Origin of the sequence: Xenorhabdus siamensis (genome assembly GCF_037996745.1) — a bacterium.
Taxonomy (GTDB): Bacteria; Pseudomonadota; Gammaproteobacteria; order Enterobacterales; family Enterobacteriaceae; genus Xenorhabdus; species Xenorhabdus indica.
This window is the reverse complement of the sequence record NZ_JBBMXE010000006.1, coordinates 1-14,033: the sequence shown is the minus strand read 5'-3', so window position 1 is coordinate 14,033 and position 14,033 is coordinate 1. Positions and strand designations below refer to the sequence as shown.

The following is a 14,033-nucleotide window of genomic DNA, read 5'->3' as shown; positions in this document are numbered from 1 at the left end:
ATGCTTGAGAATATATTTATAGTGTATAAATATATACTTGTTAATATTAAAATAATCCGAATGAATATCTAAAATAGATATGTTGCTACTGATTGTTTTCTAAATTTGTCTTTAAGTTTGTGGGTAAATTATTTTTCTGGAAGAGAGTTTTAATAAATCCCCAGACACAGAATCCATTGTGACCGGGGAAAATGAGTACATATGATAAAAATTAAAAGAATGGATATAACGAAGAAATAAATATGCCAATATTGAACAGGTGGGAAATCTAATAATTACTTAATTTTCATACCCGCTGCTGTCATTAAAAAACGAAATAAAGTGGAAATAGTATAAAGTGCTAATACACTACAAAGCCAAATTATTACCATCCAGCCCAATCTTTTCCATAATGGAAAATGGGTGTGCTCTGTTTTAGTGGTAGCCTTGTTCATGGGTAATTTTTCCTCGGAAGACATAATAACTCCAACAGGTGTAAACCAAGATTATCGGGATAATAAATAGCGCGCCAACGAGCATAAAACCTAATGATTGAGAAGGAGAGGCGGCTTCTTCATAACTGATAAACGGAGGGATGATATTTGGCCAGATGCTGATCCCCAATCCGCTGAAGCCCATAAAGACTAATAACAGTGCCGCCAAAAATGGTGTGTAATGGCTGCTATTCTGACTGGCAGTCAGCAGTTTCCAGCCTGAAAACAAGACCAGTAATGGTACAGGCATAAAGAATAGCAGGTTAGGAAAACTGAACCATCGCTCGGCAATAGCGGGTTGAGAAGCCGGCGTCCAAAAGCTGGTGATAATGATGGCCGTCAGCATCAATAAGGTTAATGGGCGTAGAAGAGCATACATTTGTTGTTGCAAATGTCCTTCGGTTTTCATCACCAACCAGCCACATCCCAGCAGTCCGTACGCAATAAGCAAACCAAAACCACAAAATAGCGGAAATGGTGAGAGCCAATCGAAAGCACCGCCAGTATAGGTACGATTTTCGATTGGGAAACCGTCAATAACTGCGCCGACAATAATGCCTTGTGTAAAAGCAGCCATAATTGAACCAGCAATAAACGCTTTATCCCAAATGGGTTGATGCGCTGGCGTTGCCTTGAAACGGAATTCGAAAGCCACACCACGGAATATCAGCCCCAATAACATAATCGTCAATGGGATCGCCAACGCATCCAAAATAACAGCATATGCCAGAGGAAAAGCGCCAAATAACCCGGCACCACCGAGCACCAACCAGGTTTCGTTACCATCCCAGACAGGTGCTACTGAATTCATCATCAAATCACGGTCTGATTGTTGCTTAATCATGGGATACAAAATACCGATACCAAGATCAAAGCCATCCATCACGATATACATCATCGTGCTGAAGATAATAATCAGGAACCAAAGCAGAGGAAGATCAATGCCCATTTGTTAACTCCTTATTGGGACCTTTGCGGATAAGTTTCATCATATAGGCATAACCGACACCGAATACGGTGCTGTAGACAACAAAGAAAATCAGCAAACTGATACTCATATGGATCTCACCGTGGGCCGAAACAGCATCTTTTGTGCGCATCAAACCATAGACAACCCACGGCTGGCGGCCAATTTCAGTGGTGAACCATCCGGCCAAGATGGCAATCAGGCCAGAAGGTGCCATCAAGAGCATAAAACGGAGGAAAGCCCGGCTCTGGTACAAGCGTTTTTTATAACGTAACCACAGTCCCCAAACGCCAGCCATAATCATTAATAGCCCTAACCCAACCATGATCCGAAATGACCAAAACACCATGAAAGCATTGGGGCGATCTTCTGGTGCGAATTCTTTTAATGCCGGAACTTGTTTATCAATACTGTGTGTCAGGATCAGACTGGCAAGATAGGGAATTTTGACCGCATAACGTGTCTCTTCTGCTGTTTGATCAGGAATACCGAATAAAATGAGTGGCGTCGCCTCACCAGGATGATTTTCCCAATGACCTTCCATCGCAGCAATTTTGGCAGGCTGGTGTTTCAGTGTATTCAGGCCATGTAAATCACCAATCATGGCTTGCAAAGGAGCAATAATCAGGATCAGCCACATCGCCATAGACAGCATTTTCTGCATGGCTGATGAATGATTGCCTTTCAACAAATGCCAGGCAGCAGAGGCAGCAATAAAGAATGCTGAGGCAAGAAAAGCTGCGGTTCCCATATGCAGCAAGCGATAAGGGAAAGAAGGGTTAAAGATTACTGCCAGCCAATCTACAGGAACAACTTGATTATTAACAATTTCGTAACCTTGTGGCGTCTGCATCCAGCTATTGGATGCCAGGATCCAAAAGGTAGAGATAATCGTTCCGAGAGCGACCATGCAGGTGGCGAAAAAATGAAGTTTTTCACCCACCCGATGCCAGCCGAACAGCATAACACCAAGAAATCCTGCCTCAAGGAAAAATGCGGTCAATACTTCATAGACCAGCAAAGGGCCTGTGATCGTTCCTGCAAAATCAGAGTAGAAGCTCCAGTTAGTACCAAATTGATAGGCCATGACTAAACCAGAAACTACTCCCATCCCGAAATTAATTGCAAAAATTTTCATCCAAAAGTGGTATAACGTTTTATAGTCTGGATTGCGCGTTTTCAGCCATAAACCTTCCAACAGAGCAAGAAAACTGGCTAAGCCTATCGTAATGGCAGGAAAGATAATGTGAAAAGACACTGTAAACGCGAATTGTATCCTTGCGAGTTCAAGGGCACTTAACCCGAACATAGTGACCTCTTATTTTTGACTGAACCCTATTGGGTAAAAGAAGTGAAAGAGTGAGGACAAGTAGAGCACACGGATTTTGGATATAACAGTAACAATTTTTTATTTATTTGCTATAACAGTTTAATTGAGATCAAATATACAACATAAGTTAAACAATGAAGAAACATTAAATTTAACTGAGCTAATATCATGAAAAAATATAATATATCTATAATAAAAGTGAGTTGGTTAATAAAAAAATATGATTAAGGTTACAACGTATAATATAGCCAGTGGTTTGTATAATCACCGAGTAAATAACTATTGATATTAATGATGGTGAATATAGAACGGCAATTTTATCAAATCATCTAATAATAAAAGAGAAAACAATGAGTTGAAATAATATAAACTGTCCTTTGAACAGCAATCACATTCTAATGGTTGTAATATGAGAATTAGTTGAGTTTATATATTGGATTTATACATATCTGCACTAAATGGATCTTTTCTGCATATATAGGCTATTTGACTTTCTCTATTTCACGTAATGATATCCCTCATGACTCATTAGTTACTGATTAATACACTGAATAGTAATGGATTGGGTATATATGATATAAGGGGATCACTCATGAAAGGCTTAAATAATAAAGTCGCTATTGTCACTGGTGGTGCCACTAAAATTGGTGCAACTGTTGCCAGCGTATTGAGTGAATATGGTGTTAAGGTTGCGATTTTCGATATTGACCGGGAAGGGGGAAAGAAAGCCTGTCATTTCCGACCGGATTCCATTCGTTTCTGGCATGTCGATGTTACCGATGATAAACAACTTGTTCAGGGAGTGCATGAGGTTGCAGCTTATTATGGTCGTCTTAACTGCCTCGTTAATCTCGCTGCAACTTATCTGGATGATGGTCTAGCCTCTGGTCGCGAAACGTGGCTGACAGCACTAAATATTAATGTGGTCAGTGCCGTCAGGGCCGCTCAGCTTGTACACCCTTATTTTATGGTTGCCGGAGGTGGAGCGATTGTCAATTTCACCAGTATTTCATCTTCTATTGCTCAGACAGGCCGTTGGTTATATCCCGCTTCAAAAGCCACCTTATTGCAAGTCACCCGCAGCATGGCAATGGACTATGCCGCTGATCACATTCGTGTGAACTCTGTTTCGCCGGGTTGGACTTGGTCACGGGTCATGGATGAATTGACTCAGGGCAATCGCCAGAAAACGGATGAAGTTGCCGCAGATTATCACTTGCTTGGCCGTGTTGGAGATCCTGAAGAGATCGCTCAGGTAGTTGCATTTCTTCTTTCTGATTTAGCGAGTTTTGTGACCGGTGCTGATTACGCTGTTGATGGCGGCTATTCAGCAATGGGGCCTGAGCAAGCCAAACCTGCTATTTCTCGTTTGGCGGAATAGGAGAAATAGGAATAGCAGCGATTCCAGATCTAACACAATCCGAAGGAGTAAATACTATGCGTCGTATAGCTATTGTCGGAGGCGGTCAAGCTGGACTGCCTTTGGCACTTGGTCTGCTTGATAAAGGCTATCAGGTAACTGTTGTTACCAATCGCACGCCTGATGAGGTCCGAACTGGCCGGGTGATGTCGAGTCAGTGCATGTTCGATTTCTCTTTACAATTTGAACGTGATTTAGCTTTGGACCGGTGGGAAACACAATGTCCACCCGTTGAAGGTATCGGTTTTACTGTTCCTCATCCTGAAATTCCGCATGAAAAGGTGATTGACTGGAGTGCACGACTCAATAACTACGCACAGGCTGTTGATCAGCGTATCAAGATGCCATTTTGGCTGGAACAGTTTGCTTCTCGCGGTGGTAATCTGGAAATTCGTGATGTGGGGATGACTGAGTTGGAACAACTAACAGCCAGTCATGAGTTGGTTATTTTGGCCGGGGGAAAGGGGAACATCGTGAAATTATTGGAGCGTGACGCTTCCCGCTCTCCTTATGATAAACCCCTGCGCGCATTAGCCTTGACTTATGTGCATGGTATGTTGCCAGTCCCCGAATATTCCCGTGTTTCTTTTAACTTGATCCCAGGAGTGGGGGAATATTTCGTTTTTCCTGCCCTGACCCTGAGTGGCCCTTGTGACATTATGGTTTTTGAAGGGATCCCAGGAGGAGCGATGGACGGCTGGCGAGAGGTCAGAACAGCGCAGGAACATCTGGCCTATAGTAAGCATATCCTCAAAACTTTCTTGCCGTGGGAAGCGGCACGTTGTGAACAGATAGAACTTACCGATGAAAATGGTATTCTGGCTGGCTGTTTTGCGCCAGTAGTACGCAAACCAATATTGACATTGCCTTCTGGTCGTCAGGTCTTTGGATTGGGGGATGCGGTAGTCACAAATGATCCACTGACCGGGCAGGGTTCCAATAATGCAACTAAAGCCTGCAAAGTTTATTACGAAGCTATTCTTACCCGTGGTGACAAACCTTTTACGGCAGAATGGATGAATGACACATTCGAACAGTCCTGGAAATATAGTCAGTACGTTGTGGAATGGACAAACAGCCTGCTTATCCCGCCAAAACCCCATATTCTGAATTTGTTGGGCGCGGCTCAGCGATTACCTGCTCTCGCCAGTACGATTGCCAACGCTTTTAATCATCCTCCTGTATTGTTTCCGTGGTGGCGGGATAGCGATGCCTGTGAAGCATATGTCCATGATGTGCTGGTTGCTAATAATGCGCAGGCCGCTCATTCGCAAGTTGTCGAGAAGAGTGGGCTCTGAACGGAGTATCCGATATGACAATGAATATTCAGAACATTCAAATACCGTTGCCTGATGTTGAGTGGGGGATAGCAGAATTTGAAACACGAACGCTGCGCACACTCTTAGGATGTTATCCAACCGGGGTGGCTATTGTTGCAACACGTACTACTGATGGAAGGAATGTTGGGTTGACCATCAACTCATTTGCTTCACTTTCACTGGAACCGCCTTTGATACTCTGGAGTCTGATTAATCACTCTCCCAATCTGTCTGTATTCCGTAACTGTGAATATTTCACCATCAGTATTCTTGGCTGTGACCATCAGGAGCTGGCTCTGCGTTTTGCCAATCCGAGAGTTGAAAATAAGTTTCAGGGTATTCCCGTGCAGGAAACACCAGAAGGGATGCCGTCAATTGATGGTGCAATAGCGACACTGGTTTGTGCCAATCGTCAGCAAACCCATCTTGGCGATCATATGTTGATGATTGGGCAGGTAAAGCGTATTGCCAGTATTGAAGGAAAGCCATTGGTTTTTCATGCCGGCATGTTTACTGCGTTACATGATATTCGGGAAATATGACAGTCCGCTGTCATCCGTCGTTTTTCAAATAACAGTTTCGCTGATTACGCTGCATTCTGAGATCCGCAGAGTCAGGATCGATCATTCTGTCGTTTTACTCAGATGTTGGGAGAAGATGAATGAAAAGCCCACTAAATGCGTTTGTTACTGCGCTGAGTCAGGGAAGTGTGAGGATTATCGATCTCACGCAGACATTGTCCTCTGGTTTTCCGGCCTTGCAGTTACCGGAACAGTTTGGACAAGTCTGGTCATTCAAAATGGAACGTATTTCTCATTATGACGAGAATGGCCCGGCCTGGTATTAGAATAATTTCAGTTGCGGTGAGCATACGGGAACCCATTTTGATGCTCCGGTACATTGGATAAGCGGTAAAGATCATGCAGATAATACAGTTGATACTATCCCCCTGCATAATTTTATCGCGCCCGCGGTGGTGGTGGATGCCAGTCAACAGGTGGCGCGATATTCAGATTGGTTGCTGACGGTTGAGTTTTTACAGGCATGGGAAGAACAATACGGGCGTATTCCTGCCCAGACATGGTTACTGTTGGCGCTGGTCTGAACGTGAATTGCAGTCTGAATTCAGTCGTGCGCTCATTGCACCGTGGGCACTACATACCGGACTGGGGCCGGATGATGCTGGCTCTGCCCTGATTGGTAAATTGACCTTTGCTGCTGTTATAGCCGGAGGAATGCCAGTGGTTAAAGGCGGTGGTAGTCGCATCGTTGAAGCATTACAGGCGATCATCGAACAACATGGTGGTCAGCTTCTTACTCATACCCAGGTTGACCGTATCATTACGCAAGGGCATGGAAAAAAACGCCGTGCTTTTGGTGTCATAGCCGCAGGAAAGGTTTATCACGCCTGCGATGCCGTAGTTTGCAATGTCACTCCTCAACAGCTTTATGGTCATTTATTGAATGATATTCCTGATACAGTCCGGCAACGTGCACAGAGCTATCGTTACGGACGTGGTGGGATGCAGATTCACTTTGCCCTGAATACTTCTCCATCATGGTGTGACCCGGAGTTACGTCATGTACCGCTTATTCATTTAACGGAGAGTATGGAACAGGTTTGTCTGTCACACAGGCTAATAACGGTTATTTGCCGAGTCATCCGACATTGGCTATAGGACAACCAACCGTACTTGATGCTTCCAGAGCGCCTGAAGGGGGATGGATCCTATGGGTTCAGATGCAGGAATTACCCGGTTATTTGAAAGGAGATGCTTTGGGCGAAATTTCTATTCCTGCTGATGGCAAATGGAATGAAACTGTCCGTGAAGCGGTTGCAGATCGCGTACAGTCTCGTTTGGAAACTGTCATCCCCGTTTTTCATCTTCGATTGTTGGCCGTAAGGCGTATTCTCCGGCAGATTTACAGGCATTGAATTGCAATTTGGTTGGGGGAGATCCCTATTCAGGAATTTGTTCACCGGATCAATTTTTCTGGCTGCGTCCTTTTGCCTCTTCGCAAGGTACGCAAGCACATCAAACTTTTGTCAGTAATGTATTTCATATTGGGGCTTCAACACATCCTGGTCCTGGGTTAGCCGGGACTTCTGGCTACCTTGTTGCCCGTCAGCTTGCGCGGCGCTAATCAAATGAATTCATTATTTCACTCGTTATCTATTCATCTTTTACAGAGAGAAAAACGCTATGAGGAAAGAATACATGGCAATAAAATCAATGACGCTAACATTCAGCCGGTTCACAGGTTTTCTTAAAAGTTGTGGTTCCGTTTTAATTCGGGATTATTTTTACCGGATTAAATTGGAAGATAAAATAATCGTATTCTGACTGACGAGGCCAGCAGTGCCAGCCTCGTTAATAATAATTAAGTTAATTTATCGTGACATTATCCTTAATTTCGAATGTGTTGATTATTTCTGTACTGATAATGGAAACTGCTTCGATAATACTTTCGTGATAACGATTATTAATCACTTTAATGTTTAATGGATTGACTGTCCATTGGGAAATATTATTATCTGGGGTTTCTATTATCAATTGATTCATCGTGAATCCAATTCCTTCTTTGTTAAATGGACTCATTTGACCCGCTTTAAATAACGTAATATTAGTGTGAGAGAGTTTTCCACTTAAATTGCAGTTAGCGATGCTAAACTCAAATGGCGCGGCTTTCAATACCTTATTGATATAAGTGTCGTTTGCCCCCATTTCCTGCAATTTCTCAGTCATCTCCTTGTATTTCTTTGAAATATCTAATTTATTTCTAAGCTCTTCTAGCGCTTCGTTATTAATGATAGTATCTAATAAGAATAGCTGAATTTTTTTTGCTCCAAGCTGTTCCAATTTAAATGCAATTTCCATCGCTAATTGTCCACCTAATGACCATCCTAAGATATGGATAGGTTGATCAATAGAAGTTTCTGTCAGAATCAACTCCATATAGATTTGAGCTATTTGGTGTAGTGAATCTATTTGATTATCTGTGCAAAGATTATAGTTATCGATGCCTATGCATTTATACACATCAGATAAGCTATTTGCCAGAGATTCATAGACTTCACTACCGGCATTAGCAGGATGAATCATAAACAATTTATTGCTTGCAATTGATTTTGGTGTTAATGAATTAAGTAAGCTGAGTTTTGTATTATCTGTTTTTAGCCATTGAGATAATAAAGAAATGCATTTGCAGTTAAATAAAATATTTAAAGGAATATCAACGCCTATTCCATGGCGTATCGCTGTGGTCAGCTTAATTGCCATCAAGGAATTACCACCGATGCGGAAGAAATTATCGTCGATACCAACCTGATCCAGCCCCAATACCTCTTGCCAAATGGCACAGAGTCGGGTTTCCAGTGCATTGCGGGGCGCCACATAACTGTCTCTATTTACCCAGACAGGCTCTGGTAAAGCCCGGCGGTCCAGTTTGCCGTTCAGCGTCAGTGGCACAGACTCAAGACGGGTAAAACTGGCCGGCACCATATATTCCGGCAAGCGGGAGGAGAGGTAGCTCATCAGGCTGTCATCGGACAGTGCCCCCTCCGTGACCAGATACGCGGCCAGTACTTTATGATTGTTATGCTCACGGTCAATCACCACCGCCTGTTTCACTTGTGGATGGGTCGCAAGCGCACTTTCGATCTCCCCCAGTTCTATGCGGTAGCCCCGGATTTTGACCTGAAAATCATTGCGGCCCAGATAATCCAGATTGCCATCCGGCCGCCAGCGCACCAAATCGCCGGTTTTATACAGCCGGGTGTAACCTTTAGCCTTGTCTTCAGGGGTAGCAAATGGATTTGCCACAAACCGCCCGGCGGTCAGTTCAGGCCGGTTTAAATACCCCCGCGCCAGTCCGGCACCGCCGATATACAGTTCTCCCGGTGCACCGATGGGAGACAGATTGCCATAACTATCAAGAACGTAAAGGCGGACGTTATTATTCGCTTTGCCGATATTGGTGGCAGTGTCCCCAGGTTGATACACATGCCCGGTTGCCCCGACGGTAACTTCTGTCGGACCGTAAGCATTCAGTACGCTGCCGTATTGGCTGAAATATGCCAGACAATCCAGGGAGGGGGACTCTCCCGCTGTAACCAATAATTGCAGGGAAGGTAACGCCGTGCCGATTAACAATTTCAAAATGGCCGGGGGTAAGGTGGCAATCTCAATACCTTCCCGTTGAATGAGCCTGGCAATTGCAGGAGCATGACGTTCTGTTTCGCTGCAAAGGTAAATGGTCAGGCCATTAAATAAGCCAGGTAATAATTCGGAAACAGAACTATCAAATACATAAGCGGCAAACATTAAGGCTTTTGTTCTCTTTGCCGCATCAAAGATTTCGGCCTGTGCTGCCACCATATGTGCCACACTTTTGTGCTCAATCATCACCCCTTTGGGCTGACCCGTGGTGCCTGACGTATAAATAATATAGGCCAAATCGGTTGGCTGGTTTATCCGCACCGGATTTTCCACAGGCTGGCCTGCGGTGATTGTCCGGTCATCCGCCGCGATGAGTATAGGTTGTTCCGTGAGTGTTTGGCTGTATTCTGCCAATGTAGCCAGATGCTGCTGTTGCGTCAGTACACAGGGCGTTTTTATGTCAGTCAGAATAAACTGAACTCGTTCAGCGGGATAAGCGGGGGAAATCGGGACATAAGCTCCCCCGGCTTTCAGCACTGCCAGAATAGCGATCACCATTTCCGGGCTGCGATCCAGATACAGGGCTATCGGTGTGTCAGCCTGTATCGTTTCATGATTCTGTTGCTGATAGCGTTCGCGGATCACATAAGCGAGCTGATTTACCCGTTCGTTAAGCTGACGGTAAGTCAGTGTTTCCCCTTCAAACACCAGTGCCACGTTATCCGGTGTTTTTTCCACCTGAGCTTCAAGCAGTTGTTGCAGGGTTTTGTCCTGCGGGTAAGGCGCATCGGTCTGGTTCCAGGTATGCAGCAGGGTATGGCGTTCTTGTGCAGACAGGATATCGAGCGCGGACAGCGGTTGTTTCTGGTCTGCCACAAAGGCTTCCAGCACCCGTTGATAGCTCTCTGTCAGCCTGACGATGGTAGCCTCATCAAACAGGCTGACTGCATAGTTCAGGTAAGCGGTAATGCTGGTTTGCCCGTCGGACATAAACAGGCTCAGATCAAACTTGGCGGGGCTGTACAGAGAATCGTCCAGTGTTACCGGCCTGAATGGCAGGCGGCTGTCTGACGAATTTTCTCCGGAACCCTGCAAACTAAACATGATCTGAAAAATCGGGTGGCGGGCGGTATCACGTTCAATATTCAGGGCATCAAGGAGCTGTTCAAACGGCATATCCTGATGGGCTTTGGCTTCGGCAACCTGCTGATGGGTCTGCGCAATCAGGGCTGCCACGCTGACAGTGTGTTGCAGTTGTGCCCTTAAGACCAGTGAATTAACGAACATGCCAATCAGGGGCTGAGTCTGGGCATGATGACGGTTATCGGTGGGGGTCCCCAGTACAATATCATTTTGCCCGGTTAATTTTGCCAGCGTGACATAAAAGGCACTGAGCAGCACGGTATACAGGGTTGTTTCCTGCATTTTGGCCAGACTTCTTAACCGGTCAGAAAGCCGGGGGTCCAGCGCAAAAGTGAAATCCCGTCCCTGATAATTCACCTGAGCCGGTCTGGGGTAATCAGTTGGCAAGGCCAGTGCTTCATAGTTGGCTAAAGCCTGCCGCCAGTAAGCTAGCTGGCGTTCACGTATGTCACCCTGTAAATAGTCGCGTTGCCATGCGGCATAATCTCCATAGGTGATATCCAGCCCAGGAAGCTGGCTGTCCCGTTTTTCCCGCAAGGAGTGGTAAATTTCCGCCAGTTCATGCAGAAAGATATCCATTGACCAGCCATCAATGGCAATATGGTGCCATAGCAGTAATAAATAGTGGCTGTCAGAAACCGGATAGTGACACAGGCGCAGACTGGGTTCCGTGGTTAAATCAAATGGCGTGGCAATCTCAGCGCGAACGGTGTGCAGAAGCGCATTAAAATCTTCACAGGGCTGGGATCTGATAACCAGATTTTCATGCAAGATTTGCTGATAAATCTGGCCGGTATCATCATTGTGGTACACCATTTTCATCACTGAATGGCGTTCAGCCAGCCGGTTAATGGCGGTTTCTAATAATGGCAGACAGGCATCATTATCCAGTTGAACCAGGTAAGGAATATGATAGACATCAGAGCCTTGTTCAAACTGTTCGATAAACAGCATCCGCTCCTGGGCAAACGATAACGGGTAGCGCTCCCGTTGCAGGCGGGGGATAACCGTATAGGTCTGTTGTTCCATCCGGGTTGTCAGGCCAGCGATGGTTTTCAGCTCAAACAATTGTGCCAGCGAGACCTCGGTTGCCAAAACCCGGCGAATGGCCGCGGTCAGCTTAACCGCTGTCAGGGAGTTACCGCCGATACGGAAGAAGTTATCTTCTATGCCAACCCGTTCCAGCCCCAATACCTCTTGCCAAATGGCACAGAGTTGGGTTTCCAGTGCATTGCGGGGCGCCACATAACTGTCTCTATTTACCCAGACAGGCTCTGGTAAAGCCCGGCGGTCCAGTTTGCCGTTCAGCGTCAGTGGCACAGACTCAAGACGGGTAAAACTGGCCGGCACCATATATTCCGGCAGACGGGCTGACAGATGCCCGATCAGGCTGTCATCCGATACCCCCTCCTCCGTCACCAGATAGGCCACCAGCACTTTATCCCCTTCGTGTTCCCGATCGATCACCACCGCCTGTTTCACCTGTGGATGGGTCGCCAGTGCACTTTCAATTTCCCCTAATTCAATGCGGTAGCCCCGGATTTTGACCTGAAAATCATTGCGGCCCAGATAATCCAGATTGCCATCCGGCCGCCAGCGCACCAAATCGCCGGTTTTATACAGCCGGGTATAACCCCGTGCCTTGTCTTCGTCCGTAGCAAACGGATTTGTCACAAACCGCCCGGCGGTCAGTTCAGGCCGGTTTAAATACCCCCGCGCCAGTCCGGCACCGCCGATATACAGTTCTCCCGGTGCGCCGACGGGAGACAGATTGCCATAACTATCAAGAACGTAAAGGCGGACGTTATTATTCGCTTTGCCGATATTGGTGGCAGTGTCCCCAGGTTGATACACATGCCCGGTTGCCCCGACGGTAACTTCTGTCGGACCGTAAGCATTCAGTACGCTGCCGTATTGGCTGAAATATGCCAGACAATCCAGGGAGGGGGACTCTCCCGCTGTAACCAATAATTGCAGGGAGGGTAACGCCGTGCCGATTAACAATTTCAAAATGGCCGGGGGTAAGGCGGCAATCTCAATACCTTCCCGTTGAATGAGCCTGGCAATTGCAGGAGCATGACGTTCTGTTTCGCTGCAAAGGTAAATGGTCAGGCCATTAAATAAGCCAGGGAATAATTCGAAAACAGAACCATCAAATACATAAGCGGCAAACATTAAGACTTTTGTTCTCTTTGCCGCATCAAAGATTTCGGCCTGTGCTGCCACCATATGCGCCACACTTTTGTGCTCAATCATCACCCCTTTGGGCTGACCCGTGGTGCCTGACGTATAAATAATATAGGCCAAATCGGTTGGCTGGTTTATCCGCACCGGATTTTCCACAGGCTGGCCTGCGGTGATTGTCCGGTCATCCGCCGCGATGAGTATAGGTTGTTTCGTGAGTGTTTGGCTGTATTCTGCCAATGTAGCCAGATGCTGCTGTTGCGTCAGTACACAGGGCGTTTTTATGTCAGTCAGAATAAACTGAACTCGTTCAGCGGGATAAGCGGGGGAAATCGGGACATAAGCTCCCCCGGCTTTCAGCACTGCCAGAATAGCGATCACCATTTCCGGGCTGCGATCCAGATACAGGGCTATCGGTGTGTCAGCCTGTATCGTTTCATGATTCTGTTGCTGATAGCGTTCGCGGATCACATAAGCGAGCTGATTTACCCGTTCGTTAAGCTGACGGTAAGTCAGTGTTTCCCCTTCAAACACCAGTGCCACGTTATCCGGTGTTTTTTCCACCTGAGCTTCAAGCAGTTGTTGCAGGGTTTTGTCCCGCGGGTAAGGCGCATCGGTCTGGTTCCAGGTATGCAGCAGGTGCAGACAGGATATCGAGCGCGGACAGCGGTTGTTTCTGGTCTGCCACAAAGGCTTCCAGCACCCGTTGATAGCTCTCTGTCAGCCTGACGATGGTAGCCTCATCAAACAGGCTGACTGCATAGTTCAGGTAAGCGGTAATGCTGGTTTGCCCGTCGGACATAAACAGGCTCAGATCAAACTTGGCGGGGCTGTACAGAGAATCGTCCAGTGTTACCGGCCTGAATGGCAGGCGGCTGTCTGACGAATTTTCTCCGGAACCCTGCAAACTAAACATGATCTGAAAAATCGGGTGGCGGGCGGTATCACGTTCAATATTCAGGGCATCAAGGAGCTGTTCAAACGGCATATCCTGATGGGCTTTGGCTTCGGCAACCTGCTGATGGGTCTGCGCAATC

The 14,033-nt window shown here is 46.3% G+C and carries 13 protein-coding genes; 8 read left to right on the top strand and 5 right to left on the bottom strand.

Translation table 11 applies throughout. The features are described 5' to 3' along the window. Positions 1–275 precede the first annotated feature (275 nt). The 3 genes from AAC852_RS06095 to AAC852_RS06085 are packed head-to-tail and all read right to left on the bottom strand — an operon-like array spanning position 276 to position 2,749. Positions 276–434 (bottom strand): DUF2474 domain-containing protein, encoded by a 159-nt coding sequence (locus AAC852_RS06095; RefSeq protein WP_340620264.1) that lies wholly within the window; start codon positions 432–434, stop codon positions 276–278. Continuing rightward, complete coding sequence (gene cydB, locus AAC852_RS06090; protein WP_340620263.1) at positions 415–1,422, bottom strand: cytochrome d ubiquinol oxidase subunit II; 1,008 nt, start codon at positions 1,420–1,422, stop codon at positions 415–417. The genes AAC852_RS06095 and cydB overlap by 20 nt, the downstream gene beginning before the upstream one ends. Continuing rightward, positions 1,412–2,749: a cytochrome ubiquinol oxidase subunit I gene (locus AAC852_RS06085; protein ID WP_340620262.1), complete on the bottom strand. Its 1,338-nt coding sequence runs from the start codon at positions 2,747–2,749 to the stop codon at positions 1,412–1,414. Before AAC852_RS06085 ends, cydB begins: the two co-directional genes overlap by 11 nt. 613 nt (positions 2,750–3,362) lie before the next feature. Here AAC852_RS06085 and AAC852_RS06080 point away from each other — a divergent pair. The 8 genes from AAC852_RS06080 (at position 3,363) to AAC852_RS06045 (ending at position 7,654) form a co-directional block, all read left to right on the top strand. Further along, positions 3,363–4,151: an SDR family oxidoreductase gene (locus tag AAC852_RS06080; protein ID WP_340620261.1), complete on the top strand. Its 789-nt coding sequence runs from the start codon at positions 3,363–3,365 to the stop codon at positions 4,149–4,151. 56 nt (positions 4,152–4,207) lie between these two features. Then, positions 4,208–5,488 (top strand): styrene monooxygenase/indole monooxygenase family protein, encoded by a 1,281-nt coding sequence (locus AAC852_RS06075; protein ID WP_340620260.1) that lies wholly within the window; start codon positions 4,208–4,210, stop codon positions 5,486–5,488. Between the two features lie 14 nt (positions 5,489–5,502). Beyond that, positions 5,503–6,051, top strand: coding sequence for a flavin reductase family protein (locus AAC852_RS06070; protein ID WP_340620259.1), 549 nt, complete (start codon positions 5,503–5,505; stop codon positions 6,049–6,051). A 119-nt stretch (positions 6,052–6,170) separates the two neighbouring features. Further along, a complete protein-coding gene (locus tag AAC852_RS06065; RefSeq protein WP_340620258.1) occupies positions 6,171–6,356 on the top strand; it encodes a hypothetical protein in 186 nt (61 codons plus the stop codon). Positions 6,357–6,413: 57 nt separating this feature from the next. Then, entirely contained in the window at positions 6,414–6,614 is a 201-nt protein-coding gene (locus tag AAC852_RS06060; RefSeq protein WP_340620385.1) for a cyclase family protein, read from the top strand. Next, positions 6,538–7,188 (top strand): phytoene desaturase family protein, encoded by a 651-nt coding sequence (locus AAC852_RS06055; protein ID WP_340620257.1) that lies wholly within the window; start codon positions 6,538–6,540, stop codon positions 7,186–7,188. Before AAC852_RS06060 ends, AAC852_RS06055 begins: the two co-directional genes overlap by 77 nt. Next, positions 7,179–7,445 carry a hypothetical protein gene (locus AAC852_RS06050; RefSeq protein ID WP_340620256.1) on the top strand — a complete coding sequence of 89 codons (267 nt, stop codon included), beginning with the start codon at positions 7,179–7,181 and terminating at the stop codon, positions 7,443–7,445. Before AAC852_RS06055 ends, AAC852_RS06050 begins: the two co-directional genes overlap by 10 nt. Continuing rightward, positions 7,442–7,654 carry a hypothetical protein gene (locus AAC852_RS06045; RefSeq protein WP_340620255.1) on the top strand — a complete coding sequence of 71 codons (213 nt, stop codon included), beginning with the start codon at positions 7,442–7,444 and terminating at the stop codon, positions 7,652–7,654. Before AAC852_RS06050 ends, AAC852_RS06045 begins: the two co-directional genes overlap by 4 nt. A 242-nt stretch (positions 7,655–7,896) precedes the next feature. Here AAC852_RS06045 and AAC852_RS06040 read toward each other — a convergent pair whose 3' ends face one another. Both AAC852_RS06040 and AAC852_RS06035 read right to left on the bottom strand, forming a co-directional pair. Beyond that, a complete protein-coding gene (locus AAC852_RS06040; protein WP_340620254.1) occupies positions 7,897–13,686 on the bottom strand; it encodes an amino acid adenylation domain-containing protein in 5,790 nt (1,929 codons plus the stop codon). Continuing rightward, on the bottom strand, positions 13,568–14,033 hold a 466-nt coding region (locus AAC852_RS06035), incomplete at its 5' end, for a condensation domain-containing protein (RefSeq protein WP_340620253.1). The genes AAC852_RS06035 and AAC852_RS06040, both read right to left, overlap by 119 nt.

Bases quoted from the DNA above. Each gene is read 5' to 3' on its own strand.
- AAC852_RS06095 (WP_340620264.1), bottom strand. From the start codon at position 434: ATGAACAAGGCTACCACTAAAACAGAGCACACCCATTTTCCATTATGG.
- cydB (WP_340620263.1), bottom strand. From the start codon at position 1,422: ATGGGCATTGATCTTCCTCTGCTTTGGTTCCTGATTATTATCTTCAGC.
- AAC852_RS06085 (WP_340620262.1), bottom strand. From the start codon at position 2,749: ATGTTCGGGTTAAGTGCCCTTGAACTCGCAAGGATACAATTCGCGTTT.
- AAC852_RS06080 (WP_340620261.1), top strand. From the start codon at position 3,363: ATGAAAGGCTTAAATAATAAAGTCGCTATTGTCACTGGTGGTGCCACT.
- AAC852_RS06075 (WP_340620260.1), top strand. From the start codon at position 4,208: ATGCGTCGTATAGCTATTGTCGGAGGCGGTCAAGCTGGACTGCCTTTG.
- AAC852_RS06070 (WP_340620259.1), top strand. From the start codon at position 5,503: ATGACAATGAATATTCAGAACATTCAAATACCGTTGCCTGATGTTGAG.
- AAC852_RS06065 (WP_340620258.1), top strand. From the start codon at position 6,171: ATGAAAAGCCCACTAAATGCGTTTGTTACTGCGCTGAGTCAGGGAAGT.